Consider the following 25,007-nt stretch of genomic DNA (forward strand, 5'->3'; position numbering starts at 1 on the left):
CCTGGATTTTTCATTATCCCGATATTATCAGGGCGCGCATTGTGGTGCTTTCGGAGAATCCGCCGGCACACATGGTAGCCCGCAATACCGGCAAAATCGATCATTTATTTGTGCAGGACAACGATACGGTGGTTAAAGATCAGCTGATCGCCATTTTGGAGAATGCAGCCAACTACGAAGATGTTATCAAACTTGAAGGGGAGCTGGAATCGCTGGAGGGTTTTTTCATCACCTTCGATACCATTTATTTTAAGCAGTTAAAGCCTGACTACAGATTGGGTGATATCCAAGCCGACTTTTCTTCCTTTTTGCGCTTATATAATAATTACATCAGTTTTATCCGGTTGAACTTCTATCCACAAAAGATTGCTTCGTTGCGCGAACAGGAGCACATGCAAAAAATTTACTACGACCGCCTGTGGACCCAACGCCAGATTCTGGAAAATGAGTATCAGATCGCATACGAGCAGTTTAAGCGCGACTCGGGCTTGTATGTGCGTGAGGTGCTTTCGTTGGTAGATTACAAGGCATCGGAATCAACCTTGCTTCAGAAGAAATACGCATTTAACGGGGCGCGAACCAACCTGGCAGTAACACAAAAGGAGATCATTCAGCTGCAGCAGGAAATTATAGGGACGGAGAAGGAATTTGAGGACCAAAAGCGACAGTTGCAGTCGCAGTTGATTGAAGCACTGAATGTGTTGAAAAGCCGGCTGGAATATTGGAACCAGGCCTTTGTGCTGGAAACTCCGATTGACGGAAAGGTGACATTTACCAATTTCTGGAGTAAGAATCAGCAGGTAAAGAGCGGTGATATTGTTTTTACGGTCGTTCCCGAAACGGAAAGTAAAATTATTGGTCGGGTCACGCTGCCGCTGCGTGGTGCCGGAAAGGTCAAGCCGGGGCAGGTCGTCAATATTCGCTTCGACAATTTCCCTTACATGGAGTATGGCATGGTGCGCGGATCGGTCAAGTCTATTTCGCTGGTGCCATCAAACGATAACTATATTGCAGAAGTTGATCTTCCCCAAAATTTGAAAACAAACTACGATATTCCACTCAATTTTAGCCAGGAAATGAAAGGCGATGCTGAGATTGTCACCGAAGACCTTCGCCTGATTCAGCGTTTCTTCAACCCTATCAAATCAATTTTGAAGGAAAAGGTAACCGGAGCAAATTAGAGCCTTTGTTTAATTATCTGAAAAAAAAGAAAAAACAGTAGGGAAAACCATTGTTATTTTCTGAAAATTAGTACTTTTGCCTGCCGTTTTTGGAGGATTCTGTCAAAAACGCACAGGGAACGCATTGATTTTATTGAATTTTCAATACCTTTGCAGTCCATTTTGCAAAAATATTAATGATTAATTAAATAGTTGTATGCCAACGATTCAACAATTAGTAAGAAAAGGACGCACCGCACAAGTAGAGAAAAGTAAGTCTCGTGCTTTGGATGCTTGTCCTCAAAAACGAGGTGTTTGTGTTCGTGTTTACACGACAACACCAAAAAAACCAAACTCGGCCATGCGTAAGGTAGCCAGGGTGAGGTTGACCAACCAAAAAGAAGTGAATGCCTACATTCCGGGTGAAGGCCATAACCTGCAAGAGCACTCCATCGTATTGGTGCGCGGCGGTAGGGTAAAAGACTTACCTGGTGTTCGTTACCACTTGGTGCGCGGTGCATTGGATACCGCAGGTGTAGAAGGACGCACACAGAGACGTTCTAAATACGGTACGAAAAGACCGAAAAAATAAATTTGTGAATTGACCGCTTATAGTGGTTTGGTTGAGTAAATGATCCCGAACATGATCGGGAGAACTGAAGCTCCAAATCGATTTGACAACCAATTCAAATAACACTAAAGAAGAAATACGATGAGGAAATCGAAACCAAAGAAGAGGATCGTTTTACCCGATCCTAAATTTAATGACGTTCTTGTTACAAGATTTGTAAACGACATGATGCAACACGGAAAAAAGACGGTTGCATATCAAATTTTCTATGATGCGCTCGATATCGTTGATTCGCGTATGAAAAACGATGAGCTCTCTTCCCTCGACATCTGGAAAAAAGCCTTGGAGAATATTACTCCGGCAGTAGAAGTAAAAAGCCGCCGCGTAGGTGGTGCTACCTTCCAGGTTCCCATGGAAATTCGTCCCGAAAGAAAAGTGGCAGTTTCTATCAAAAACTTAATCCTATTTGCTCGCAAACGTTCCGGTAAGTCTATGGCAGACAAGTTGGCTGCTGAAATTCAGGCTGCGTACAACAATGAAGGTGGCGCCTTCAAACGGAAAGAAGATACGCACCGGATGGCTGAAGCAAACCGTGCATTCGCACACTTCAGATTTTAGGATTGGCTTATTTCATTTAATCAGGATTAGAATATTGGTTTATTAACATGGCAACAAAAGATTTAAGATATACAAGAAACATCGGCATCATGGCTCACATCGATGCCGGTAAAACCACTACCTCGGAGCGGATTCTGTATTACACCGGAATTACGCACCGAATCGGGGAGGTACACGACGGTGCTGCCACAATGGACTGGATGGAGCAGGAGCAGGAACGGGGTATTACCATTACTTCGGCTGCAACCACTACTTTCTGGAAACATGCTGAAAAAGATTATAAAATTAACATCATTGATACTCCGGGACACGTTGACTTTACTGTGGAGGTAGAGCGTTCATTGCGTATTTTGGATGGTGCCGTTGCTTTGTTTTGCGCGGTAAGTGGTGTTGAAGCGCAGTCGGAAACGGTGTGGCGCCAGGCTGAAAAATACGGTGTTCCCCGAATTGGGTTCGTAAACAAAATGGACCGTTCAGGTGCCGATTTCTTTAACGTAGTTAGCGAAGTTCGCGAAAAATTGGGAGCTAATCCCGTTCCAATTCAAATTCCAATTGGTGCCGAAGAGAAATTCGAAGGCGTAATTGACTTGATCGAAATGAAGGCCATTCGTTGGTTTGATGATGCCACGCTGGGAACAGATTATCGATTGGAAGACATTCCAGCCGATATGATGGAGCAAGCATTGGAATACCGCGAAAAAATGGTTGAGTCAGTCGCTGAACTGGATGACGCACTGATGGAACGTTATTTCGACGATCCGGAATCAATCACTGGCGAGGAGTTACTTTCAGTAATTCGCCAGGGAACTTTGAAACAAATCATTGTTCCGATGATGTGCGGATCAGCTTTCAAAAACAAAGGTGTTCAGCGTTTGCTTGATGCTGTTGTTGAGTTCTTGCCTAGTCCGCTTGATAAAGGCGATTTGGTTGGTATCAATCCCGAAAACGGCAAGGAAGTGATCCGTCACGCTGATGATGAAGAGCCTTTGGCTGCTTTGGCCTTTAAAATTGCAACCGACCCGTATGTTGGACGCTTGTGTTTTATCCGTGTTTACTCGGGGAAAATTGATGCTGGTTCTACCGTTTTCAATACAAGAACCGGTAAAAAGGAGCGGATTTCACGTCTGTACCAAATGCACTCGAACAAGCAAAACCCGAAAGATGTAATTGAGGCGGGCGATATTTGTGCTGCGGTTGGTTTCAAAGATATTCGTACAGGAGATACCTTGTGTTCAGAGAAAGACCCAATTACACTCGAGAGTATGGATTTCCCGGAACCGGTAATTGGTATTGCTGTTGAACCAAAAACGCAGAAAGACTTAGATAAACTTGGAATGGGATTGGCTAAACTGGCCGAAGAAGATCCTACATTCAAAGTAAATACTGACGAAGAATCAGGACAAACGGTTATCCGTGGAATGGGTGAGCTTCACCTTGAAATTATCATCGACCGTTTGAAGCGTGAATTTAAGGTTGAATGTAACCAGGGAAAACCACAAGTTGCTTACAAAGAGGCCATTAGCCAGGAGGTTGAGTTGCGCGAAGTATTCAAAAAGCAGTCTGGTGGTCGTGGTAAATTTGCCGACATCATTGTTAAAGTTGGCCCAGCCGAAGAAGGCAAAGAAGGTTTGACTTTTATCGACAGTGTAAAAGGAGGACGCATTCCAAAAGAATTCATTCCTTCTGTACAAAAAGGTTTTCAAACAGCCATGCTGAATGGTCCGTTGGCCGGATTCCAGCTGGACAGTTTGCAGGTGGAGTTGTTGGATGGTTCATTCCATGCCGTTGACTCTGACCAATTGTCGTTTGAAATCTGTGCCCGTCAGGCGTTCAAAAGCGCAGCTTCAAAAGCAGGCCCAAAATTACTGGAGCCTATCATGAAAGCTGAGATTGTGACTCCTGAAGAGTATATGGGTGATATTATTGGTGACTTGAACCGTCGACGCGGACAAGTAGCCGGGATGCACGAAAAAGCTGGAGCACGGGTAATTAAGGCCACCGTTCCACTTTCTGAAATCTTTGGTTACGTGACCGTATTGAGAACACTTTCTTCCGGCCGTGCAACTTCATCCATGGAGTTTTCGCACTACGAAGAAGTGCCAAAACAATTGGCTGTGAAAGTACTTGAGGAAATGCAAGGAAAAGTTGAATTATTATAAAATAATTAGTTAATCTCATCATGAGTCAAAAGATCAGAATTAAGCTGAAGTCGTACGATCACAACTTAGTTGACAAGTCGGCTGAAAAGATCGTAAAGACTGTAAAAACAACCGGAGCAGTTGTAAGCGGACCCATTCCACTTCCAACACACAAACGGGTTTTCACAGTGTTGCGTTCAACTTTCGTGAACAAAAAATCACGCGAGCAATTTCAGTTGTCTTCTTACAAACGTTTGATCGACATCTACAGCTCAACAGCAAAAACTATCGACGCCCTTATGAAGCTTGAATTGCCAAGTGGCGTTGAAGTAGAAATTAAAGTTTGATAACCTGTAAAAAAAGAAAAAAATGGCAGGATTAATCGGTAAAAAAATCGGAATGACATCCGTATTCAGTGTTGAGGGAAAAAATATTCCATGCACTGTGATTGAAGCCGGACCTTGTGTCGTAACACAAGTGAAAACGGCTGAAACCGATGGCTACAACGCATTTCAGCTTGCGTTTGGTGACAAGAAGGAGAAAAACACCACCAAAGCTGAGTTCGGTCACTTCCAGAAAGCTGGAACAGACCCAAAGCGTAAAGTTGTCGAGTTTCAAGACTTCGAAAAAGATTACAAACTTGGTGATACCATTACTGTTGATGTAATCGAAGAAGGTAGTTGGGTTGATATAACCGGCATTACCAAAGGTAAAGGTTTTCAGGGTGTTGTTAAGCGTTACAACTTCCGCGGTGTTGGCGATGCCACACACGGACAGCACAACCGTCTGAGAGCTCCTGGTTCGCTTGGCGCATCATCTTACCCTTCCAGAGTATTTAAAGGAATGCGCATGGCTGGTCGTACCGGCGGGGCGCAAAAGACAATTGAAGACCTGAAGGTTTTGAAAGTCATTCCTGAAAGTAACCTATTAGTTGTTAAAGGATCAATTCCTGGCGCAAAAGGATCATTTGTAATAATTAATCAGTAATGGAAGTACAAGTATTAGATAAAACAGGAAAAGAAACCGGAAGAGTGGTTGGTTTAGAAGACCAGATCTTCGGTATCGAGCCAAACGACCATGCGATTTATCTTGATGTAAAACAGTACTTGGCCAACAAACGTCAAGGAACGCACTCTGCAACCGAGCGTGGCGAAATTGCCGGAAGCACCAAGAAAATCAAAAAGCAAAAGGGAACGGGTACTGCCCGTGCCGGTAGCATTAAATCACCGCTATTCCGTGGTGGTGGTCGTGTTTTTGGACCGCGTCCAAGAAACTATGGCTTCAAATTGAACAAGAAAGTAAAAGCCTTGGCACGTAAATCTGCATTGAGTTACAAAGCCAAAGCAAGCGATATTTTGGTTTTGGAGGACTTCAACTTTGAAGTTCCAAAAACAAAGGAGATGGTAGCAGTTAGTAACAATCTGAAAATTACCAATAAAAAGTCTCTTTTCGTTTTACCGGACGAAAATAAAAATATATATTTGTCCTCCAGAAATTTAGACGGTGTTTCTGTCGTAACTGCTTCTGAGTTAAGTACTTATCAGATAATGAACGCGGCTAAGGTGATCTTTTTCGAAAGTTCGCTAGGTAAAATCGAAGAACAGTTTAAGATTTAAGGGGGAATAATAATGGATATTTTGATAAAACCCATAGTGACAGAAAAGATGACGGAACAGGGCGAAAAGTTCAACCGTTATGGATTCGTAGTTCGCAAAGATGCGGGCAGACAGGAAATTAAAAAAGCAGTTGAAGAACTGTACAATGTAAATGTTGCTTCCGTGAATACCATGATTTATGGTGGCAAAAACAAAAGCCGTTATACCAAAGCAGGGGTGATTAAAGGAAAAACTTCAGCTTATAAAAAAGCGGTAATTACATTGGTAGAAGGAGATACAATTGATTTTTACAGTAATATTTAATTATAGGAAATGGCAGTAAGAAAATTAAAACCAGTTACTCCGGGTCAAAGGCACAAAATTATTGGCGCGTTTGATACCATTACTGCATCAACGCCTGAGAAATCATTGTTGAAGCCCATGCAGAAGTCCGGTGGCCGTAACAGCCAGGGACGCATGACAATGAGGTATATAGGTGGAGGGCACAAGAAGAGATACCGTGCGATCGATTTTAAACGCGAGAAAGACGGTATCCCTGCACGTGTAGAGTCTATTCAGTACGACCCAAACCGCACAGCCCGTATTGCACTGTTGGTATACGCCGATGGTGAAAAACGGTATATATTGTCTCCCAACGGATTGCAAGTTGGACAGACCGTATTAAGCGGTACCGGTGTCGCACCTGAAATAGGAAACTCAATTCCACTTAAAGAAATTCCTCTGGGTACGATTGTACACAACATTGAGCTTCAACCTGGACAAGGTGGCGTTATGGTGCGTAGCGCAGGAACATATGCGCAGTTGACCTCAAGAGAAGGAAAGTATGCAATTGTAAAATTACCTTCAGGGGAATCCCGAATGGTACTCGTTACTTGCAAAGCTACAGTTGGAACTGTTGGAAACACAGAACACAACCTGGAAAGATCTGGAAAAGCAGGTCGTTCACGTTGGTTAGGAAGAAGACCACGCGTACGTGGTGTCGTGATGAACCCGGTTGATCACCCAATGGGTGGTGGTGAAGGCCGTTCTTCAGGAGGACATCCCCGTTCACGCAAAGGCTTGTTAGCAAAAGGTTACAAAACCCGGTCTAAGAAGAAAGCTTCCAATAAGTACATTGTAGAAAAACGCAAGAAATAATTAAAGGAGTAGGATATGAGTCGTTCACTAAAAAAAGGCCCATTCATTGCCTATAAGCTTGAGAAAAAAGTTGACGCAATGAATGAAGCAGGAAAAAAGTCAGTCATTAAGACTTGGGCCAGAGCATCAGTAATCTCTCCCGACTTTGTAGGGCACACCATCGCAGTTCATAACGGGAATAAATTCATTCCGGTTTATGTAACCGAAAACATGGTAGGCCATAAGCTTGGCGAATTTGCACCTACAAGAACTTTTAGGGGACATGCCGGAAACAAACGCTAAGGCATGAGATTCTCATTAACTTTTAAAAGAAATTACGATGGGTGCTAGAAAAAGAAATCGAGCAATGGAGCTTAAAGAAGCTCGCAAAACACAATACTTTGCAGTATTAAAAGACTGCCCTACTTCGCCACGAAAAATGAGGCTTGTAGCCGACATGGTTCGCGGAATGGAAGTAAACCGGGCGTTGGATGTTTTGAAGTTTTCGTCAAAAGAAGCTTCACGCAAAGTTGAGAAACTGTTGATGTCGGCCATTGCAAACTGGCAGGCAAAAAACGAGGGAACTCGTTTGGAAGAAAGCAATTTGTACGTGAAAACAATCGCGGTTGATTCAGGACGCATTCTGAAGCGTCTGCGGCCCGCTCCGCAAGGACGCGCACACCGGATCCGCAAACGTTCGAACCACGTTACACTTTGTGTTGATAGTAAGAATGTAGAAACTGATAACGAATAAATAGTAATACATGGGACAGAAAGTTAATCCAATCAGTAATCGTTTAGGAATCATCCGAGGATGGGATTCCAACTGGTTCGGTGGCAACGACTATGGTGATAAGCTGGTTGAAGATACCAAGATCCGTGAATACTTGAACGCCCGTTTGGCCAAAGCAAGTGTTTCCAGGATCATTATCGAAAGAACCCTGAAGCTGATTACCATTACCGTTCACACCTCAAGACCCGGTATTATTATTGGCAAAGGTGGTCAGGAAGTCGACAAATTGAAAGAGGAGTTGAAAAAGATCACCAACAAAGAAGTTCAGATCAATATCTTCGAGATTAAAAGACCTGAACTCGATGCCCGTATCGTGGCCAACAACGTTGCACGCCAGATTGAAGGTAAAATTGCTTACCGGCGTGCCACCAAAATGGCCATAGCCTCTACCATGAGAATGGGTGCGCAAGGAATCAAAATTATGGTATCCGGTCGTTTGAACGGTGCTGAAATGGCGCGCTCTGAAATGTATAAAGACGGTCGTACTCCTTTGCACACGCTGAGAGCTGATATTGATTACGCTTTAGCCGAAGCTTTAACAAAAACCGGTTTAATCGGTGTTAAAGTTTGGATTTGTAAAGGCGAAGTCTACGGAAAACGCGACCTTTCTCCAAACCTGGGACAGAAGAACACACAAGGTGCTCCTGGCGGTCCCCGCGGCGGCGGAAGAAGTGGCGGTTTCAAAAAGAGAAGAAAATAATTCGAAAACCTTTTAATTGAAAAAGGATGTTACAGCCGAAAAAGACAAAATTTAGAAGAGTACAAAAAGGAAGAATGAAAGGAAATGCCCAGCGGGGTACAGAACTGGCATTCGGATCTTTTGGTATAAAATCGTTGCAAAGTTCATGGCTTACCGGTCGCCAAATTGAAGCGGCCAGGGTTGCGGTAACCCGTCACATGCAACGCCAGGGTCAAATTTGGATCCGTATTTTCCCAGATAAACCGATTACCAAAAAGCCAGCCGAAGTAAGGATGGGTAAAGGTAAAGGTGCTCCTGAAGCATTCGTAGCTCCGGTAACCCCGGGTCGTATTTTAATCGAAGCCGATGGCGTTCCATTCGAAATGGCAAAAGAAGCCTTGCGTTTGGCCGCTCAAAAGCTACCGGTAACTACGAAGTTTATTGTTAGACGTGACTATGTTGAATCCGTTAAAGAAGATTAATGATGAAAGCATCTGAAATTAAAGAATTAACAGACAAGGAAATCCAGGAAAGAATTCAGCTGGAAAAAGAAACCTTGGCACGTCTTAATATGAATCATGCAGTTTCTCCGCTGGATAACCCGATGAAAATCAAGGAAGCCCGCAAGAACATTGCACGCCTTCAGACCATTAAACGTCAGAGGGAATTGAATCAAAATCAGAATTAATTTGTAGTCAATGGAAGCAAGAAATCTGAGAAAAGAGCGTATCGGTGTTGTTGTTAGCGACAGTATGGAGAAAAGTATTGTCGTAGCAGTGAAGCGAAAAGAAAAACACCCTATTTACGGAAAGTTCGTGAATAAGACAACCAAGCTTTACGCCCATGACGAAACAAACACTTGCAGCGTTGGTGATACGGTAAAGATCATGGAAACACGACCTTTAAGTAAAAGCAAGCGCTGGAGATTAGTTGAAATTATTGAAAGAGCTAAGTAATCATGATACAACAGGAATCAAGATGTGCAGTTGCCGATAATAGTGGTGCCAGAGAAGTTCTTTGTATTCGCGTTTTAGGCGGTACAAAAAAACGGTACGCATCAATTGGCGATAAAGTGGTTGTAACTGTGAAAAGTTCAGTCGCTGGTAGTGATATGAAAAAAGGAACTGTGTCCAAAGCCATTGTTGTTCGCACTAAAAAGGAAGTACGTCGTCAGGATGGATCTTACATCCGTTTCGATGACAATGCAGTCGTTTTATTGAACAATACTGGAGAAATGCGCGGAACCCGTATTTTTGGCCCTGTTGCAAGGGAACTTCGTGATAAAAACATGAAAATTATTTCGCTTGCACCTGAAGTGCTTTAATGCATAAATTAAACAAAATGCAGACAAAATTACACATTAAAAAAGGTGACACCGTTGTTGTTATTGCCGGTAACTATAAAGGCCAGCAAGGAAAAGTACTCGAAGTCATTCGGGAAAAAACCAGAGCAATTGTGGAGGGTGTTAATATGGTAAAAAAACATACCAAACCAAATGCGGAAAACCCGCAAGGAGGTATCGTTGAAAAGGAAGCACCAATCCACCTGTCGAACCTCATGCATGTCGATCCGAAAAACGGAGGAAAAACACGCATCGGTCGTAAGCTCGGAAGCAATGGTAAACTAGTACGTTATTCTAAAAAATCTGGAGAGGAGATTAAGTAATGGCTTATACACCAACACTTAAGAAGAAATATTCGGAAGAAGTCATTCCTGCGTTAACCAAGGAATTCGACTATAAATCTGTTATGCAGGTTCCGAAATTGGAGAAAATTGTTCTGAACCAAGGAGTTGGAGCTGCTATCGCCGATAAAAAAATCATTGAAGTTGCCACAGAGGAAATGACAATGATTGCCGGTCAAAAAGCAGTCCAAACCAAATCGAAGAAGGACATCTCCAACTTTAAGCTACGGAAAAAAATGCCGATCGGTGTACGTGTGACACTGAGAAAAGAAAGAATGTATGAATTTCTTGAAAGGCTAATCAATATCTCACTGCCACGTATTCGTGACTTTAGAGGAATTGAGAGTAAAATGGACGGACAAGGTAACTATACCCTTGGAATTCCTGAACAAATTATTTTTCCTGAGATCAACATTGACAAGGTTAACCGTATTAACGGTATGAACATTACTTTTGTAACCTCTGCTGACACGGATGAAGAAGGTTTTGCCTTGTTGAAAGAGTTAGGTTTACCTTTTAAAAACGTAAAAAAGAACTAAGTTATGGCTAAAGAATCAATGAAAGCCCGCGAAGTAAAAAGGGCAAAACTTGTTGAAAAATACGCCGAGAAAAGGGCCCAGCTCAAGGCAGAAGGTGATTACGAAGGTTTGCAAAAACTACCCAAGAACTCTTCGAAGGTACGCATGCACAACCGCTGTAAATTAACCGGACGCCCCAAAGGCTACATGCGCCAGTTCGGAATTAGCAGGATTAACTTCCGCGAAATGGCCTCAGAAGGCTTAATTCCGGGTGTGAAAAAAGCAAGTTGGTAAAATTTAATTACAAAAGTAATGAGTAAAATCACAGACCCGATAGCAGACTATTTGACACGTGTGCGCAATGCACAGGCTGCAAAACACCGCGTTGTCGATATTCCTGCATCAAATATTAAAAAGGAAATTACCAAAATCTTAAAAGATAAAGGGTACATTTTGAACTACAAGTTTGAAGATGAAGTAAACTATCAGGGAAATATTAAAATTGCCCTGAAATATCATCCTGAAACCAAGCAGCCAGCCATCAAATCAATCAAGCGGATCAGTAAACCTGGTTTGCGTCAGTACTGCGATAGCGAAAATATTCCTCGCGTATTGAATGGCCTGGGAGTTGCCATTATATCCACCTCAAAAGGCGTGATTTCTGACAAGGAAGCACGTGATATGAAAGTTGGTGGTGAAGTTATATGTTACGTTTATTAATAAGGAGGAGGAGTAATGTCAAGGATAGGTAAATTGCCAATCGAAATACCAGCCGGAGTTACCATTAATGTGACCAGCGAAAACGTGGTCAACGTTAAAGGAAAACTCGGCGAACTTTCGCAAAAGGTAGACCCGGAAATTGAGATAGCCGTTGAAGACAACCAAGTTGTTGTTAAACGTCCAACCGAACAAAAAAGACACCGTGCTTTGCATGGACTTTACCGTTCATTGATCAATAACATGGTAGTTGGCGTAAACGAAGGCTACGAAATTAAGTTGGAACTTGTAGGTGTGGGCTATCGTGCCGAAAGCCAGGGACAATTATTGGACCTTGTGCTGGGACACTCTCACCACACGTACCTCAATCTTCCTGATGAAGTAAAGGTTGAAGCTGTAACCGACAAAAGAAACAACCCGATCGTAACTTTAAAAAGTTGCGACAAACAGTTGGTCGGCCAAGTAGCTGCAAAAATACGCTCATTCAGAGCACCTGAACCATACAAAGGAAAAGGTGTGAAGTTTGTCGGTGAAGAATTAAGACGTAAAGCTGGTAAATCAGCCTCTGCTAAATAGTAAAATTTGAAACCATGGCTTTAACGAAACAACAAAGAAGATATAGAATCAAAAAGAGAATCCGGAAAGTCGTTTCCGGTACTTCAGAAAGACCTCGTTTGAGCGTCTACAGAAGTAACAAGCAAATCTACGCCCAATTAGTAAACGATATGGACGGCACAACTTTGCTTGCAGTCTCTTCATTGAATAAAGAAATCAGCGAAAAAGAAGGCAACAAAACAGAGCAGGCCGCATTAGTTGGAAAAGCATTAGCTGAAAAAGCAAAAGCAGCCGGTATCGAAAATGTTGTGTTCGATCGTAACGGATATTTGTATCACGGTAGAGTAAAACAATTAGCTGAAGCTGCCCGTGAAGGTGGCCTTAAATTTTAATGATTATGGCAGGAAGTATTAAGAAAGTCAAAACAACTGACATTGAACTTAAGGACCGATTGGTTGCAATTAACCGCGTGACCAAGGTAACCAAGGGGGGTAGAACTTTCAGCTTTTCAGCAATCGTTGTTGTCGGAAACGAAGACGGAATTGTTGGATGGGGACTGGGTAAAGCCAGTGAAGTCACTACCGCAATTGCAAAGGGAATTGATGCTGCGAAGAAAAATTTAGTCAAAATTCCAGTTCATAAAGGAACAATCCCACACGAACAAATCTCCAAATTTGGTGGAGCCCGCGTTTTTCTGAAGCCAGCAACATCAGGTACCGGAGTAAAAGCCGGGGGGGCGATGCGCGCCGTGCTTGAAAGTGTTGGTGTACACGATATCCTTGCAAAATCAAAAGGATCGTCGAACCCCCACAATTTGGTGAAAGCAACATTTAATGCACTGCTCGAACTGCGCGATGCACACACCGTTGCCGAACACCGTGGTGTTTCTTTAGAAAAAGTATTTAAAGGATAAGGAGGAACTATGGCTAAGATTAGAATCACACAAGTAAAAAGCAAAATTGGTTCCAACAAAGTGCAAAAAGCAACCATTGAAGCACTTGGAATTAAAAAGTTGAATCACTTTGTTGAAAAAGAAGCTACTCCTCAAATTTTGGGAATGGTTAGCAAAGTGAGCCATTTGGTGAAAGTTGAAGAAATTTAAAATAGTTTAAGCTAAAAATTATGGATTTAAGTAATCTTAAACCTGCAGCAGGATCCGTAAAAAAAGACAAGCGTATTGGTCGTGGCCAAGGTTCCGGACGTGGTGGTACATCTACCAGAGGTCATAAAGGAGCTCAGTCAAGATCAGGATATAGCCGTACCAGAGGTTTCGAAGGTGGTCAATTGCCTTTGCAACGCGCGGTACCCAAATTCGGATTTAAAAATATAAACAGGGTAGAATATAAAGCCATCAACCTGGATGCCTTGCAAAAACTGGCAGAAGAAAAAAACCTTTCTGCTGTTGATGTGCAAACATTCATTGATGCCGGTCTGGCTGATAAAAACGACCGCATAAAGATTTTAGGAAATGGCGAGTTGAAGTTGAAATTGGAAGTGAAAGCACATGCTTTTTCCAAATCAGCCAAAGCAGCCATCGAAAAACTAGAAGGAACCATAGAAACACTCTAACCTGATGAAAAAATTTATCGAAACCCTAAAGAATATTTATAAGATAGAAGACTTGAGGTCTCGTTTGGGAATTACATTATTCTTTCTTTTAATATACCGATTAGGATCGTTTGTTGCATTACCTGGTATTGACCCGGCACAGCTGGGCGAATTGAAAAACCAAACTTCAGATGGGTTGCTGGGGTTACTGGACATGTTTTCAGGGGGAGCATTCTCAAACGCATCTATTTTCGCTTTAGGGATTATGCCTTACATCTCAGCTTCGATTGTAATTCAGTTGATGGGAATAGCCGTCCCATATTTCCAACGCTTACAAAAAGAAGGTGAATCAGGAAGACGAAAAATCAACCAGATAACTCGTTATCTGACTGTTGTGATTTTGATTTTTCAGGCACCGGCGTATCTCGCCAACTTAACGTTTCAATTACCGGATTCGGCATTTGCAGTGCGCGGTGCGATGTTCACTGTAACATCGACCATCATTCTGACTGCCGGCTCCATGTTTGTGATGTGGTTGGGAGAACGTATTACCGATAAAGGAATAGGAAACGGGATTTCGCTGATTATCATGATCGGTATTATTGCCAACCTACCCTTCGCTGTTTTTGCCGAGTTTATTTCGCGGCTCGAACAACAAGGTGGCGGTATGGTCATGTTCCTCATTGAGTTTGTTGTGCTGTTCGTTGTGTTTATGCTGACCATCCTGCTGGTACAAGGTACCCGCCGGATTCCGGTGCAATACGCCAAACGAATCGTGGGCAACAAACAATACGGAGGAGTTCGTCAGTACATCCCGTTGAAAGTGAATGCCGCCGGAGTTATGCCAATTATCTTCGCACAGGCAATCATGTTCGTTCCAATTAGTCTGGTCGGGTTTACCAGTTCCGAAAGTGTGAGCGGTTTTGCGGCTGCATTTGCCGATCATACCGGATTTTGGTATAACTTCACTCAGTTTGTACTGGTGATATTGTTTACGTATTTTTATACGGCAATTACAATTAACCCAGTGCAAATGGCCGAAGATATGAAGAAGAATGGTGGGTTCATTCCTGGCGTTAAACCCGGGAAACGGACCGTTGAGTTCTTGGATACAGTGATGTCGCGTATTACTTTACCCGGATCTATTTTTCTGGGAATTGTAACGATATTGCCTGCTTTTGCAATGATTGCCGGAATTAACACCCAGTTCGCCTACTTTTATGGCGGAACATCGTTGTTGATTTTGGTAGGCGTTGTTTTAGATACCTTACAGCAAATTGAAAGTCATTTGTTGATGCGTCACTATGATGGACTGATGAAATCGGGCCGCATAAAAGGGCGTACCGGCGGAGCAGGTTCAATGATGTAAAGAGAGAACGAAAGCAAGCAAGAAGAATTTAAAATTCAAATTTTTTATGGCAAAACAGCCTTCAATAGAACAAGACGGAACAATCATTGAAGCATTATCAAATGCCATGTTCAGGGTTGAACTTGAAAACGGGCACGTGATAACTGCACATATCTCTGGTAAAATGCGTATGCATTATATCAAAATTCTTCCAGGAGATAAAGTCAAAGTGGAAATGTCTCCCTACGACTTAACCAAAGGAAGGATTACTTTTAGATATAAAAATTAAAGTACGAAATAATGAAAGTAAGAACATCCATAAAAAAGCGCAGTGCCGAGTGCAAAATTGTACGCAGAAAAGGCCGTTTGTACGTGATCAACAAAAAGAATCCAAAGTTCAAACAGCGTCAGGGATAATTAATTAACTTTGTAAAAAATTTATTTATGGCTCGTATTGTTGGAGTTGATATTCCTAATAATAAAAGAGGAGAAGTTGCACTGACCTACGTCTATGGAATTGGCCGTAGTCGTGCAAATAAAGTCCTTGCTGCGGCTGGCGTTGATGCAAACCTGAAAGTACAGGATTGGACAGATGATCAATTCACTGCTATCCGGAATACCATTAACGAAAGCTTCAAGGTTGAAGGAGAACTTCGGTCTGAAAACCAGTTGAATATTAAGCGACTGATGGATATCGGTTGTTATCGTGGTATCCGCCACCGTATTGGACTTCCTGTTCGCGGACAAAGTACAAAAAACAATGCCCGTACACGTAAAGGAAGAAAGAAAACTGTAGCGAATAAGAAAAAAGCCACTAAATAATTAGTAGAATTATGGCAAAAAAGACAAGTTCCAGTAAAAAAAGAGTTGTTATTGTTGAAGCTATTGGTCAAGCGCATATTCATTCCTCATTCAATAACATTATTATCTCCCTGACCAATAACAACGGAGAAGTGATCTCATGGTCATCGGCAGGTAAAAAAGGGTTTAGAGGATCGAAAAAAAATACACCTTATGCTGCTCAGGTAGCCTCTGAAGAATGTGCAAAAACTGCATATGATCTAGGACTCAGAAAAGTGAAAGTATTTGTGAAAGGCCCCGGAAACGGTCGCGAATCTGCTATTCGAGCTATTAACAGTGTGGGCATTCAAGTGAGTGAAATCGTTGATGTGACACCATTGCCACACAATGGTTGCCGCCCATCAAAAAGAAGACGTGTTTAATATTTTTTAACGGAAAAGTAATGGCAAGATATAGAGGACCCAAAACAAAGATTGCACGAAAATTTGGTGAACCAATTTTCGGACCTGACAAAGTACTTGAAAAAAAGAACTACCCACCAGGTATGCATGGGCAAACTGGCCGCAGACGTAAGAAATCTGAATACGGTGTTCAGTTAATGGAAAAACAAAAGGCGAAATATACTTACGGTGTATTGGAGAAACAATTCTCAAACCTGTTTAAAAAAGCATCAGCAGCCAAAGGTATTACCGGCGAGGTATTGCTTCAGTTGCTGGAAGCCAGATTGGATAACGTTGTTTTCCGTCTTGGATTAGCTGCTTCGAGAGCTGGTGCACGGCAATTGGTTACCCATAAACACATCACCGTGAATGGTGAAATCGTGAATATTCCTTCATACCATTTGCGTCCCGGCGACATCGTTGGCGTGCGTGAAAAATCAAAATCATTGGAAGTAATTGCTGATGCCTTGAATTCACATCGCTACAACAAATACGCCTGGCTGGAATGGGATGGTGCTCAGATGAGCGGTAAGTTTTTAAATCGCCCTGAACGGGAAGAAATTCCCGAAAATATCAAAGAACAACTGATTGTAGAGTTGTATTCTAAATAATAAATTACTCAGTATTATTATGGCAATATTAGCGTTCCAAAAACCTGACAAAGTAATAATGGTCGAGTCTGATGAGAAATTCGGTAAATTCGAATTTCGTCCATTGGAGCCCGGTTATGGTATCACAATCGGTAATGCTCTTCGTCGGATCCTGTTATCATCCTTGGAAGGTTATGCAATTACAACGCTCAAAATCGACGGCGTTGACCATGAATTTGCAACCATTAAAGGCGTGATGGAAGATGTTACCGAAATCATTCTGAATCTGAAGCAAGTTCGTTTTAAACAGGAAGTTGAAGATTTTGACAGTGAAAAAGTTTCTATTTCAATTAGTGGTCAGAACAAATTTACTGCTGGCGACATCAACAAGTTTATGACCGGATTCCGGGTGCTTAATCCCGAATTAGTCATTTGCCGGATGGAAGCTGATGTGAAATTGCAGGTGGAATTAACAATCAACAAAGGGCGCGGTTACGTTCCCAGCGCTGAAAATAAGCCTGCAGATGCTGAGTTTGGTATAATTCCGATTGACTCAATCTTCACACCAATAAAAAATGTGAAGTATGCCGTTGAAAACTTTCGGGTTGAGCAGAAAACCGACTATGAAAAGTTGGTTCTCGATATCAGCACCGATGGCTCAATTCACCCAAAAGATGCTTTGAAAGAAGCCGCCAAAATTCTGATTTATCACTTCATGCTCTTCTCCGATGAGAAAATTACCATCGACTCGGATGAGAAATTTGCAAACGAAGAATTTGATGAAGAAGTATTGCACATGCGTCAGTTGCTGAAAACAAAATTGGTTGATATGGACCTGTCCGTTCGTGCCTTGAACTGTTTGAAAGCCGCCGATGTAGAAACTTTAGGTGAACTGGTTACCTACAATCGCAATGACTTGCTGAAGTTTAGAAACTTCGGTAAGAAGTCGTTGACCGAGTTGGATGACCTGTTGAATGGCATGAATCTGACATTCGGAATGGATATAAGTAAGTATAAACTTGACAAGGAATAAGCAGAAATGAGACATAATAAAAAATTCAACCATCTTGGAAGGAAGAGTGCTCATCGGAAAGCGATGCTGTCAAATATGGCAAATTCACTGATTTTTCATAAGCGGATTACCACAACGGTAGCAAAGGCTAAAGCACTGAAGATGTATGTTGAACCGCTTATTACAAAAGCGAAAAACGATACCACACATTCACGCCGTATTGTTTTCAGTATGCTGAAAAGCAAAACTGCAGTGGCCGAACTTTTCAGAGATGTTGCAGAAAAAGTGGGCGAGCGTCCGGGCGGATATACCCGTATTTTGAAAACAGGGAATCGCTTAGGTGACAATGCCGACATGTGTATTATCGAATTGGTTGACTACAACGAAAGCTTGCTGTCGGCTAAAGAAGATAAGCCGAAGAAACGTCGTTCACGTCGCGGTGGTTCAAAATCGAAAGATACTGTGGCAGCTCCTGCTTCTGAAAAGGCAGAAAAAGTAGTGGAAGAAAGCAAAGTCGAAGAAGTGGCAGAAGAGCCAAAGAAAGAGGAAGCTGCTGCGCCGGAGGTGAAAGCTGAAGAGCCTGCTGCAGACGCGCCGGAGGCTGACGAAGAAGAAAAGAAAGCTGAGTAGTATCGGCAATCACAAGGTGATATAAAATAAGAAAGAGCTGGCCTTGCGGTCAGCTCTTTTTTTTTCACGAATGCAAATAGCCCTGGCTTCTAATAGGCCAGGTAATGTTCTAATTTCTCTTTTAGTAGATTGACTTGTATGGGCTTGACCAAATAGTCGTTGGCGCCAAATGTCAAACATCTTTTCCTGTCGGTGTCGTCACTGCTGGTGGTGCAAAAGATAATGGGCGTGCTATTGTTAATGTTGCTATCCAGCGACCGTATTTGTCTTGTTGTTTCAGCCCCATCAATCAGTGGCATCCACAGATCCATCAGGATAAGATCGTATTTCGTTCCTTTTGTCAATCTCAAAGCTTCGGCACCCCCGCTGGCCATCTCAATTTCGTAATCATTCCTTAACGAATAGAATAGGAACTTGAGATTGATCGGATTATCATCTACAACTAGAATTTTCAAATCTTTATATTTTTAACGATTAAATACACGGATAAAGTTAGCGATATATGTCTTGAATTTCCGTTACTTTTGCTAACTCGAAATCGGCTTACGGTAGCTGATTCAATGGATTCAACTTTCGTTAAATGAAACTTAAATAAAATGGCAGACGATAAAAAGATAATTTTTTCAATGTATCGGGTGAGTAAGACCTTTCCTCCCCAAAAGCAAGTTCTGAAAGATATTTCGCTCTCGTTTTTCCTTGGAGCGAAGATCGGCATCATTGGTCTGAACGGATCAGGAAAGTCTACTTTGCTGAAGATCATTGCCGGGCTTGAAAAATCGTACCAAGGTGAAGTTGTTTTTTCGCCGGGATATACGGTTGGTTATTTGGAGCAGGAACCCCATCTTGATGGCTCAAAAACGGTTAAAGAAATCGTTGAAGAAGGGGCACAGGAAGTAGTTGATGTGCTGAAAGCTTATGAAGAAGTCAATTTAAAATTTGCGGAGCCTGAAGTGCTCGACGATCCCGATAAAATGGATGCTCTAATTGCGGAACAGGCAAAGCTTCAGGAAAAAATTGATCGCTTTGACGCCTGGAATTTGGATTCAAAACTCGAACGGGCAATGGATGCCTTGCGATGTCCGCCCGGCGACCAGCTGGTGAGCGAGCTTTCAGGTGGAGAGCAGCGTCGGGTGGCTTTGTGCCGTCTGTTGTTGAAAGAGCCTGATGTTTTGCTTTTGGACGAGCCAACCAACCATTTGGATGCTGAATCAGTTCAGTGGCTTGAAATGCACTTGCAACAATACAAAGGAACCGTCATCTGCATTACCCACGACCGTTACTTTTTGGACAACGTTGCCGGATGGATTCTGGAGCTGGATCGGGGAGAAGGAATACCGTGGAAAGGAAACTATTCTTCATGGTTGGAGCAAAAATCGAAAAGATTGGCTCAAGAGGAAAAGCAACAATCAAAAAGGCAGAAGACTTTGCAGCGCGAATTGGATTGGATCCGGATGGCCCCCAAGGCCCGTCATGCCAAAGCCAAAGCACGTTTGAATGCTTACGACCAGCTGTTGAATGAAGACTCAAAGCAAAAGGAGGAAAAGCTGGAGATCTTCATTCCCAATGGGCCTCGATTGGGTGAAAAGGTGATTGAAGCACATGGCGTTGCAAAAGAATTCGGTGAGCGTCTGCTATTTGAAAACCTTGAGTTTGTTTTGCCTCCTAACGGTATTGTCGGCGTAATTGGTCCCAATGGAGCAGGCAAAACGACTTTGTTTAAGTTGATTATGAAGCAGCTTGAACCGGATCGGGGAACCTTTGAAGTTGGTGAGACGGTAAAAATAGCCTATGTTGATCAATCGCATGCGGCTATCGATCCAAATAAAACAGTTTACCAGGTCATTTCCGGCGGAACTGATTTGATGCCGCTGGGCAACCGGCAAGTCAATGCACGCGCCTATGTTTCACGATTTAATTTTTCAGGGGCCGATCAGGAGAAAAAGTGCGGCATTTTATCGGGCGGTGAGCGGAATCGGCTACATTTGGCCATGGCCCTGAAAGAAGAAGGCAATGTTTTGCTGCTTGATGAGCCGACTAACGACATTGACGTAAATACACTTCGCGCTTTAGAGGAAGGTTTGGAGAACTTTGCAGGCTGTGCGGTTGTTATTTCACACGACCGTTGGTTTCTCGATCGTATTGCAACACATATTCTGGCCTTTGAGGGCGAATCGCGCGTTTATTATTTCGAAGGCAGCTATTCAGAATACGAAGAGAACAAGAGAAATCGGCTGGGAGATGAAGAGCCAACGCGAATCAAATATAAGAAATTGGTAAAATAGGTTCAGGTAGTGGCTGTAAATGAAATCATTCAAAATTTAGCAAAAATAGAAAATAAGTAATTTTACTGTTGTCAACGTCCACTCGAAACCATATATTTGCAAGAAACCATTGTTATGGTTATTAACTTTGCAGGAAATTGATTGGACGATTCTTTATGAATTTTGGTTTTTTTCATGGTTTATGGTCCGATAATTGATAAGTTTTTAATTACAACAAACAAAACATAAATATTTAAGTTATGAGAAAAAAATTACTTTTTATTGCACTGGCGGTTCTCGTTTCTGGTGTTAGTTACTCACAAAATGCCAATTCGGATGAACCTGAATTCAACCACTGGTCTATTGATGCCGGGATCGGTCTTACTAAGCCTTACAGAAACATGGCCCCAGGTTATGGAACTGCGACTCCTGATTTTTTAGTGGGAGAACTGGGTGCTCGATACATGTTTAATGAGTTCGTTGGTATTAAAGCTGGTTTTGGTTATAATAATTTTCAGGAAAAAGATGGCCTGATGGATTTTACTACCAAGCAGTATCAATTTAACCTTCAAGGTGTATTTGGTCTGGGACGTCTGCTTCATTTTGAAACCTGGACGCAGACCTTTAACTTGTTGGCCCATGCCGGTTTTGGAGTAGGAACGTTGGACTATGACAACACTTCAGATGCCGACAAAGTTGGAACAGCCTTGGTGGGTTTTACTGGCATGGTTAAACTGTCAGATCGTGTGAGTCTGAATATTGATGGTACAACTGGGTATAATGCCAGACAAAACAAAACTTTTGATGGTCGTGCCAGTAAAGGTGCCGAACCATTGGTGTTTAACACGACAGTCGGAATCTCCTATTACTTAGGAAAAAACGAAACCCATGCTGACTGGTATGTTCGTGGTGATGAATACGCGGCACTGTTGGATTCTCGGATTGCTGCATTGGAAGAGCAAATCCAGAAATCTCGTGCTGAAGATGCCAAGAAAGTACAGGAAGGTGATGATAAGCTGAATACAAGAGTTGATGAACTTGACAGTAAGGTCGATGGAATGAATAAAGAAGATATCGATGTGATTGAGCAACTGATCAATGAAGGTTATGTGAATATCTTCTTCGATTTTAACAGCTCAAAAATTGATAAAGGAGCGACTGACGCGATCAATGTTCTTCGTACGTACATGAAGAAAAATCCGGGTGTAAATGTCAACCTGGTTGGTTACGCTGATGAAAAAGGTCCAGAAGACTACAACAAAAACCTTTCAACCAAAAGAGCAGAAGCGGTAGCCGATGTACTGGTGAAAGCTGGTATCGAAAAATCAAGACTGAACACAGAAGGTCGTGGTGAAGATACAAGTGTTGATGAAGGCTCACCAAATGCACGTCAATTGGCAAGAAGAGTTACCTTCAGTATTCGATAAGTCTCCTTTTTTCGAAGTAAAAATTCGATCATAAGAATTGATAATCATATAAGCCCCGGAGTTTCGACTCCGGGGTTTTTTGTTGGTATTCGGATTGACTCCCAATTCAATAACTGAAATTCAGCGTAAAATGAAGGAGTCATTCTTCAGAACGAATAAAAATTCCGATGTTTGCATTATGTCCGTTCAAATGTTTGCCGATGTCATATTACCCTTGCCACTTCACGACAAGTTCACCTACCTTGTAGCTCCCGGTTTCGAGCCGAATATGAAGGTTGGAATCCGCGTTGTCGTGCAGTTTGGAGCGCGAAAGTTTTTTTCGGCTTTGGTTTTCCGTTTGCATAACCAACCTCCCGAAGGGGATTTTGAATTGAAGGAAATCGAAGCTGTTCTGGATCAGGAACCGATTGTAAATCATGCTCAGATCATTGCGTGGGAATGGGTGGCAAACTACTATTGTTGCTCTTTGGGCGAAGTGTACAAGGCTGCTTTGCCTTCGGCACTGAAACTGGAAAGCCAGTCAAATATATGCGTCAACCCGAATTTCGAGACCACTGGAGAGTTGAATGGCGAAGAGACAGCTTTGCTAATGATGCTTCAGGGAAAAGGACAGGCGAATATTCGGGAGATTAACCAGTTTTTGGGAAAGAAATCATCGTATGCTACCCTGAAGATTTTACTGGAGAAGAACGCCATTTTAATGGAAGAAAAGCTGAAGGAGAGCTACAAGCCGAAGACCGTTTCGATGATTCGTTTGGCCAAGGAAGTATCGTCTCCAGATGAGATACAGCTGGCGCTGGAAAGCCTTAAAAAGGCCAGAAAGCAATCCGAATTATTGACGTATTTTTTAAGCGCCACCATCTTTCATCAGGAGCCGAAAACCAGCCTTCTGAAAAAGGAGTTACTCGAACAGGCAGGCGTGTCGGAGGCCGTTTTAAAAGCTTTGATTGATAAAAAGATACTAGAAAATGAGTCGGTCGAAATAGGACGGCTGGAGATGAATCACTCGGCGGACCAATACCTGTATGAGCTGAATGAGGTTCAAGAGAAAACCTTGCTGGAATTAAAGCAAGCGTTTCGATCCAATCGGCCGGTTTTGTTGCATGGTGTCACTTCCAGTGGAAAGACGGAGATATACATTAAACTGATTGAGGAAGTGTTGGCTGAGGGGAAACAAGTTCTGTATTTGGTCCCCGAAATTGGTTTGACTTCACAACTCATTACCCGCTTAAAAAGAGCTTTTGGCGATCGTGCCGGAATTTACCATTCCAAGTTCAATGACGCCGAAAGGGTCGAAATCTGGTTCAATATTTTGCACGACAAGAAAGACTCCTACCAAGTGGTGGTTGGAGCGAGGTCGGCTGTGTTTCTTCCGTTTAAAATGCTGGGATTGATAATTGTGGATGAAGAGCATGAAAACAGTTATAAACAGTTTGATCCGGCCCCGCGCTACAATGCCCGCGATTTGGCGATTGTGCTGGGGCAGATTCATAAGTCTCCGGTTTTGCTCGGAACGGCCACACCATCGTTTGAAAGCTACTATAATGTCAAGCTGGACAAGTATGCATTGGTTGAACTGAATGAGCGTTTTCAGGGAATTGAGATGCCGGAAATTGTTGTGGCCGACATCCGGAAAGCAACCCGCCAAAGGCAAATGAAATCACTGCTCACGCCCAGCCTGTTTGAAGAAATGAAGCTGGCGCTTGAAAATAACGAACAAGTTATTTTGTTTCAAAACCGGCGCGGCTTCGCACCGTATGTGCAGTGCAAAACCTGTGGTTGGATTCCCAAGTGCAAAAATTGCGATGTGAGCTTGACGTATCATAAATTCAGATCGGGCTTGGTGTGCCATTATTGCGGACATACTTCTTCTCTGCCTGCTAACTGCGGCGAGTGTCATTCCGAGGATATTCAAACCAAAGGCTTCGGAACCGAACAAATCGAGGAGGAGCTGGGCCTGCTTTTTCCCGAAGCCAGCATTGCCCGTATGGACTTGGATACTACACGCGCCAAACGGTCGTTTGAGCAAATGATTTATAAATTCGAAAATCGCCAGATCGATATTTTGGTGGGAACGCAAATGGTCACCAAGGGATTGGATTTTGATCATGTGCGGGTGGTGGGAATTTTGAATGCTGATCAGTTGCTGAATTACCCCGACTTTCGGTCCTTTGAGCGGTCGTTTCAGTTGATGGCGCAGGTAAGTGGCCGGGCCGGGCGAAAAGGTAAGCGTGGAAAAGTGGTGATTCAAAGCTCACAGGCCGACCACGAGGTGCTCCAGGAGGTGGTTGACAACAACTTTATCCAATTGTTTAACCGCCAAATGCACGAGCGGAAGCTATTTCGTTATCCTCCCTATTTTCGGTTGATTAAGCTTGTGGTGAAACACAAAAATCGCGACCGGCTCGATTTAGGAGCCAACCAACTGGCGGATTTATTGCGAAAGCATTTCCGAAATCAGGTGCTTGGACCGGAGTACCCGGTTGTTGGCCGAATTCAGAATTGGTATCAAAAAGAAATTTGGCTAAAACTTGAGAAAAGTAAGGTCTTGAATCAGAATAAAAGAATGTTGATGGATGCGATAGATCAGGTTAAGTCACTCCCAAACAATGGCGGCCTGGTTATTTATGCCGACGTTGATCCGATGTAATCTTTTGAAATTCCAAATTCCAAATTTCAGGTTTCAAGTTCCAGAATCCTTTACTACTTTTGTAGGCATAAAAATGAGTAACAGCGTGGAGAAAGTTAAGGTTGATGGGGTTTTTAATCGATTTTCCAGGATCAGG

The 25,007-nt window shown here is 42.7% G+C and carries 37 protein-coding genes; 36 read left to right on the forward strand and 1 reads right to left on the reverse strand.

Annotated features, from left to right (window positions below; all coding sequences use genetic code 11):
- The 33 genes from NC99_RS18620 to rplQ all read left to right on the forward strand — a co-directional run.
- Positions 1-1,181 (forward strand): HlyD family secretion protein (locus NC99_RS18620; protein WP_053187438.1); only part of this gene is annotated, 1,181 nt, incomplete at its 5' end.
- Positions 1,182-1,377: 196 nt separating this feature from the next.
- On the forward strand, positions 1,378-1,752 hold the full coding sequence (gene rpsL, locus NC99_RS18625) for a 30S ribosomal protein S12 (RefSeq protein WP_053187441.1): 375 nt from the start codon (positions 1,378-1,380) through the stop codon (positions 1,750-1,752).
- Between the two features lie 120 nt (positions 1,753-1,872).
- Positions 1,873-2,349: a 30S ribosomal protein S7 gene (rpsG, locus tag NC99_RS18630; protein ID WP_053187443.1), complete on the forward strand. Its 477-nt coding sequence runs from the start codon at positions 1,873-1,875 to the stop codon at positions 2,347-2,349.
- Positions 2,350-2,396: 47 nt separating this feature from the next.
- The gene (gene fusA, locus NC99_RS18635; protein ID WP_053187446.1) at positions 2,397-4,508 is read left to right on the forward strand and encodes an elongation factor G; all 2,112 of its coding nucleotides are present in this window, start codon (positions 2,397-2,399) and stop codon (positions 4,506-4,508) included.
- Between the two features lie 20 nt (positions 4,509-4,528).
- Positions 4,529-4,834, forward strand: coding sequence for a 30S ribosomal protein S10 (gene rpsJ / locus NC99_RS18640; protein WP_027472457.1), 306 nt, complete (start codon positions 4,529-4,531; stop codon positions 4,832-4,834).
- A gap of 22 nt (positions 4,835-4,856) precedes the next feature.
- Positions 4,857-5,474 carry a 50S ribosomal protein L3 gene (gene rplC, locus NC99_RS18645; protein ID WP_053187449.1) on the forward strand — a complete coding sequence of 206 codons (618 nt, stop codon included), beginning with the start codon at positions 4,857-4,859 and terminating at the stop codon, positions 5,472-5,474.
- Entirely contained in the window at positions 5,474-6,103 is a 630-nt protein-coding gene (gene rplD / locus NC99_RS18650; protein WP_053187452.1) for a 50S ribosomal protein L4, read from the forward strand. Before rplC ends, rplD begins: the two co-directional genes overlap by 1 nt.
- A 12-nt stretch (positions 6,104-6,115) precedes the next feature.
- Positions 6,116-6,406, forward strand: a complete 291-nt coding sequence (gene rplW / locus NC99_RS18655; protein ID WP_053187455.1) for a 50S ribosomal protein L23 — start codon at positions 6,116-6,118, stop codon at positions 6,404-6,406.
- A gap of 9 nt (positions 6,407-6,415) precedes the next feature.
- Complete coding sequence (gene rplB, locus NC99_RS18660) at positions 6,416-7,240, forward strand: 50S ribosomal protein L2 (RefSeq protein WP_053187460.1); 825 nt, start codon at positions 6,416-6,418, stop codon at positions 7,238-7,240.
- Between the two features lie 15 nt (positions 7,241-7,255).
- Positions 7,256-7,522, forward strand: coding sequence for a 30S ribosomal protein S19 (rpsS, locus tag NC99_RS18665; protein ID WP_053187462.1), 267 nt, complete (start codon positions 7,256-7,258; stop codon positions 7,520-7,522).
- A gap of 64 nt (positions 7,523-7,586) precedes the next feature.
- Positions 7,587-7,973 carry a 50S ribosomal protein L22 gene (gene rplV, locus NC99_RS18670; RefSeq protein WP_394330550.1) on the forward strand — a complete coding sequence of 129 codons (387 nt, stop codon included), beginning with the start codon at positions 7,587-7,589 and terminating at the stop codon, positions 7,971-7,973.
- Between the two features lie 10 nt (positions 7,974-7,983).
- Positions 7,984-8,712, forward strand: coding sequence for a 30S ribosomal protein S3 (gene rpsC, locus NC99_RS18675; protein WP_053187468.1), 729 nt, complete (start codon positions 7,984-7,986; stop codon positions 8,710-8,712).
- 26 nt (positions 8,713-8,738) lie between these two features.
- Positions 8,739-9,173 carry a 50S ribosomal protein L16 gene (gene rplP, locus NC99_RS18680; protein WP_053187471.1) on the forward strand — a complete coding sequence of 145 codons (435 nt, stop codon included), beginning with the start codon at positions 8,739-8,741 and terminating at the stop codon, positions 9,171-9,173.
- A complete protein-coding gene (gene rpmC / locus NC99_RS18685) occupies positions 9,173-9,379 on the forward strand; it encodes a 50S ribosomal protein L29 (RefSeq protein ID WP_239684484.1) in 207 nt (68 codons plus the stop codon). The genes rplP and rpmC overlap by 1 nt, the downstream gene beginning before the upstream one ends.
- A gap of 10 nt (positions 9,380-9,389) precedes the next feature.
- The gene (gene rpsQ, locus NC99_RS18690) at positions 9,390-9,647 is read left to right on the forward strand and encodes a 30S ribosomal protein S17 (RefSeq protein WP_053187478.1); all 258 of its coding nucleotides are present in this window, start codon (positions 9,390-9,392) and stop codon (positions 9,645-9,647) included.
- Positions 9,648-9,649: 2 nt separating this feature from the next.
- The gene (gene rplN / locus NC99_RS18695) at positions 9,650-10,015 is read left to right on the forward strand and encodes a 50S ribosomal protein L14 (RefSeq protein WP_053187481.1); all 366 of its coding nucleotides are present in this window, start codon (positions 9,650-9,652) and stop codon (positions 10,013-10,015) included.
- Between the two features lie 17 nt (positions 10,016-10,032).
- Positions 10,033-10,356, forward strand: a complete 324-nt coding sequence (rplX, locus tag NC99_RS18700) for a 50S ribosomal protein L24 (RefSeq protein WP_053187540.1) — start codon at positions 10,033-10,035, stop codon at positions 10,354-10,356.
- Positions 10,356-10,913 carry a 50S ribosomal protein L5 gene (rplE, locus tag NC99_RS18705; RefSeq protein WP_053187484.1) on the forward strand — a complete coding sequence of 186 codons (558 nt, stop codon included), beginning with the start codon at positions 10,356-10,358 and terminating at the stop codon, positions 10,911-10,913. The genes rplX and rplE overlap by 1 nt, the downstream gene beginning before the upstream one ends.
- Positions 10,914-10,916: 3 nt before the next feature.
- Positions 10,917-11,186: a 30S ribosomal protein S14 gene (rpsN, locus tag NC99_RS18710; protein ID WP_053187487.1), complete on the forward strand. Its 270-nt coding sequence runs from the start codon at positions 10,917-10,919 to the stop codon at positions 11,184-11,186.
- Between the two features lie 27 nt (positions 11,187-11,213).
- A complete protein-coding gene (gene rpsH, locus NC99_RS18715) occupies positions 11,214-11,612 on the forward strand; it encodes a 30S ribosomal protein S8 (RefSeq protein WP_316930811.1) in 399 nt (132 codons plus the stop codon).
- Between the two features lie 15 nt (positions 11,613-11,627).
- Positions 11,628-12,185 carry a 50S ribosomal protein L6 gene (gene rplF / locus NC99_RS18720; protein WP_053187494.1) on the forward strand — a complete coding sequence of 186 codons (558 nt, stop codon included), beginning with the start codon at positions 11,628-11,630 and terminating at the stop codon, positions 12,183-12,185.
- A gap of 14 nt (positions 12,186-12,199) precedes the next feature.
- Entirely contained in the window at positions 12,200-12,556 is a 357-nt protein-coding gene (gene rplR / locus NC99_RS18725; protein ID WP_053187497.1) for a 50S ribosomal protein L18, read from the forward strand.
- A 5-nt stretch (positions 12,557-12,561) separates the two neighbouring features.
- Positions 12,562-13,077: a 30S ribosomal protein S5 gene (rpsE, locus tag NC99_RS18730; RefSeq protein WP_053187545.1), complete on the forward strand. Its 516-nt coding sequence runs from the start codon at positions 12,562-12,564 to the stop codon at positions 13,075-13,077.
- Between the two features lie 9 nt (positions 13,078-13,086).
- Positions 13,087-13,266, forward strand: coding sequence for a 50S ribosomal protein L30 (gene rpmD, locus NC99_RS18735; protein WP_053187501.1), 180 nt, complete (start codon positions 13,087-13,089; stop codon positions 13,264-13,266).
- Between the two features lie 20 nt (positions 13,267-13,286).
- Positions 13,287-13,733 carry a 50S ribosomal protein L15 gene (gene rplO, locus NC99_RS18740; RefSeq protein WP_053187503.1) on the forward strand — a complete coding sequence of 149 codons (447 nt, stop codon included), beginning with the start codon at positions 13,287-13,289 and terminating at the stop codon, positions 13,731-13,733.
- A 4-nt stretch (positions 13,734-13,737) separates the two neighbouring features.
- The gene (gene secY, locus NC99_RS18745; RefSeq protein WP_053187506.1) at positions 13,738-15,081 is read left to right on the forward strand and encodes a preprotein translocase subunit SecY; all 1,344 of its coding nucleotides are present in this window, start codon (positions 13,738-13,740) and stop codon (positions 15,079-15,081) included.
- Positions 15,082-15,127: 46 nt separating this feature from the next.
- The gene (infA, locus tag NC99_RS18750) at positions 15,128-15,349 is read left to right on the forward strand and encodes a translation initiation factor IF-1 (RefSeq protein WP_053187509.1); all 222 of its coding nucleotides are present in this window, start codon (positions 15,128-15,130) and stop codon (positions 15,347-15,349) included.
- A gap of 11 nt (positions 15,350-15,360) precedes the next feature.
- Positions 15,361-15,477 carry a type B 50S ribosomal protein L36 gene (gene ykgO, locus NC99_RS21715; RefSeq protein WP_082326576.1) on the forward strand — a complete coding sequence of 39 codons (117 nt, stop codon included), beginning with the start codon at positions 15,361-15,363 and terminating at the stop codon, positions 15,475-15,477.
- Between the two features lie 27 nt (positions 15,478-15,504).
- Positions 15,505-15,882, forward strand: coding sequence for a 30S ribosomal protein S13 (rpsM, locus tag NC99_RS18755; protein WP_053187512.1), 378 nt, complete (start codon positions 15,505-15,507; stop codon positions 15,880-15,882).
- A gap of 11 nt (positions 15,883-15,893) precedes the next feature.
- Positions 15,894-16,283 (forward strand): 30S ribosomal protein S11, encoded by a 390-nt coding sequence (rpsK, locus tag NC99_RS18760; protein ID WP_053187516.1) that lies wholly within the window; start codon positions 15,894-15,896, stop codon positions 16,281-16,283.
- Entirely contained in the window at positions 16,253-16,912 is a 660-nt protein-coding gene (rpsD, locus tag NC99_RS18765) for a 30S ribosomal protein S4 (RefSeq protein ID WP_449451337.1), read from the forward strand. The genes rpsK and rpsD overlap by 31 nt, the downstream gene beginning before the upstream one ends.
- Before the next feature lie 19 nt (positions 16,913-16,931).
- Positions 16,932-17,924, forward strand: a complete 993-nt coding sequence (locus NC99_RS18770; protein ID WP_053187522.1) for a DNA-directed RNA polymerase subunit alpha — start codon at positions 16,932-16,934, stop codon at positions 17,922-17,924.
- Between the two features lie 6 nt (positions 17,925-17,930).
- A complete protein-coding gene (gene rplQ, locus NC99_RS22740) occupies positions 17,931-18,533 on the forward strand; it encodes a 50S ribosomal protein L17 (RefSeq protein ID WP_053187526.1) in 603 nt (200 codons plus the stop codon).
- A gap of 89 nt (positions 18,534-18,622) precedes the next feature.
- Here rplQ and NC99_RS18780 read toward each other — a convergent pair whose 3' ends face one another.
- Positions 18,623-18,988 (reverse strand): response regulator, encoded by a 366-nt coding sequence (locus tag NC99_RS18780; protein WP_053187529.1) that lies wholly within the window; start codon positions 18,986-18,988, stop codon positions 18,623-18,625.
- A 141-nt stretch (positions 18,989-19,129) separates the two neighbouring features.
- On the opposite strand from NC99_RS18780, the gene ettA reads away from it, so the two are divergent.
- The 3 genes from ettA to priA all read left to right on the forward strand — a co-directional run bounded on the left by ettA (position 19,130) and on the right by priA (position 24,871).
- On the forward strand, positions 19,130-20,815 hold the full coding sequence (gene ettA / locus NC99_RS18785) for an energy-dependent translational throttle protein EttA (protein ID WP_053187531.1): 1,686 nt from the start codon (positions 19,130-19,132) through the stop codon (positions 20,813-20,815).
- Between the two features lie 239 nt (positions 20,816-21,054).
- Complete coding sequence (locus NC99_RS18790; protein WP_053187534.1) at positions 21,055-22,221, forward strand: OmpA family protein; 1,167 nt, start codon at positions 21,055-21,057, stop codon at positions 22,219-22,221.
- A gap of 130 nt (positions 22,222-22,351) precedes the next feature.
- Positions 22,352-24,871 carry a replication restart helicase PriA gene (priA, locus tag NC99_RS18795; protein ID WP_239684486.1) on the forward strand — a complete coding sequence of 840 codons (2,520 nt, stop codon included), beginning with the start codon at positions 22,352-22,354 and terminating at the stop codon, positions 24,869-24,871.
- The last annotated feature ends 136 nt before the right edge of the window (positions 24,872-25,007 follow it).

It is taken from the genome of Sunxiuqinia dokdonensis (assembly GCF_001270965.1).
In the GTDB taxonomy this organism is placed as follows: domain Bacteria; phylum Bacteroidota; class Bacteroidia; order Bacteroidales; family Prolixibacteraceae; genus Sunxiuqinia; species Sunxiuqinia dokdonensis.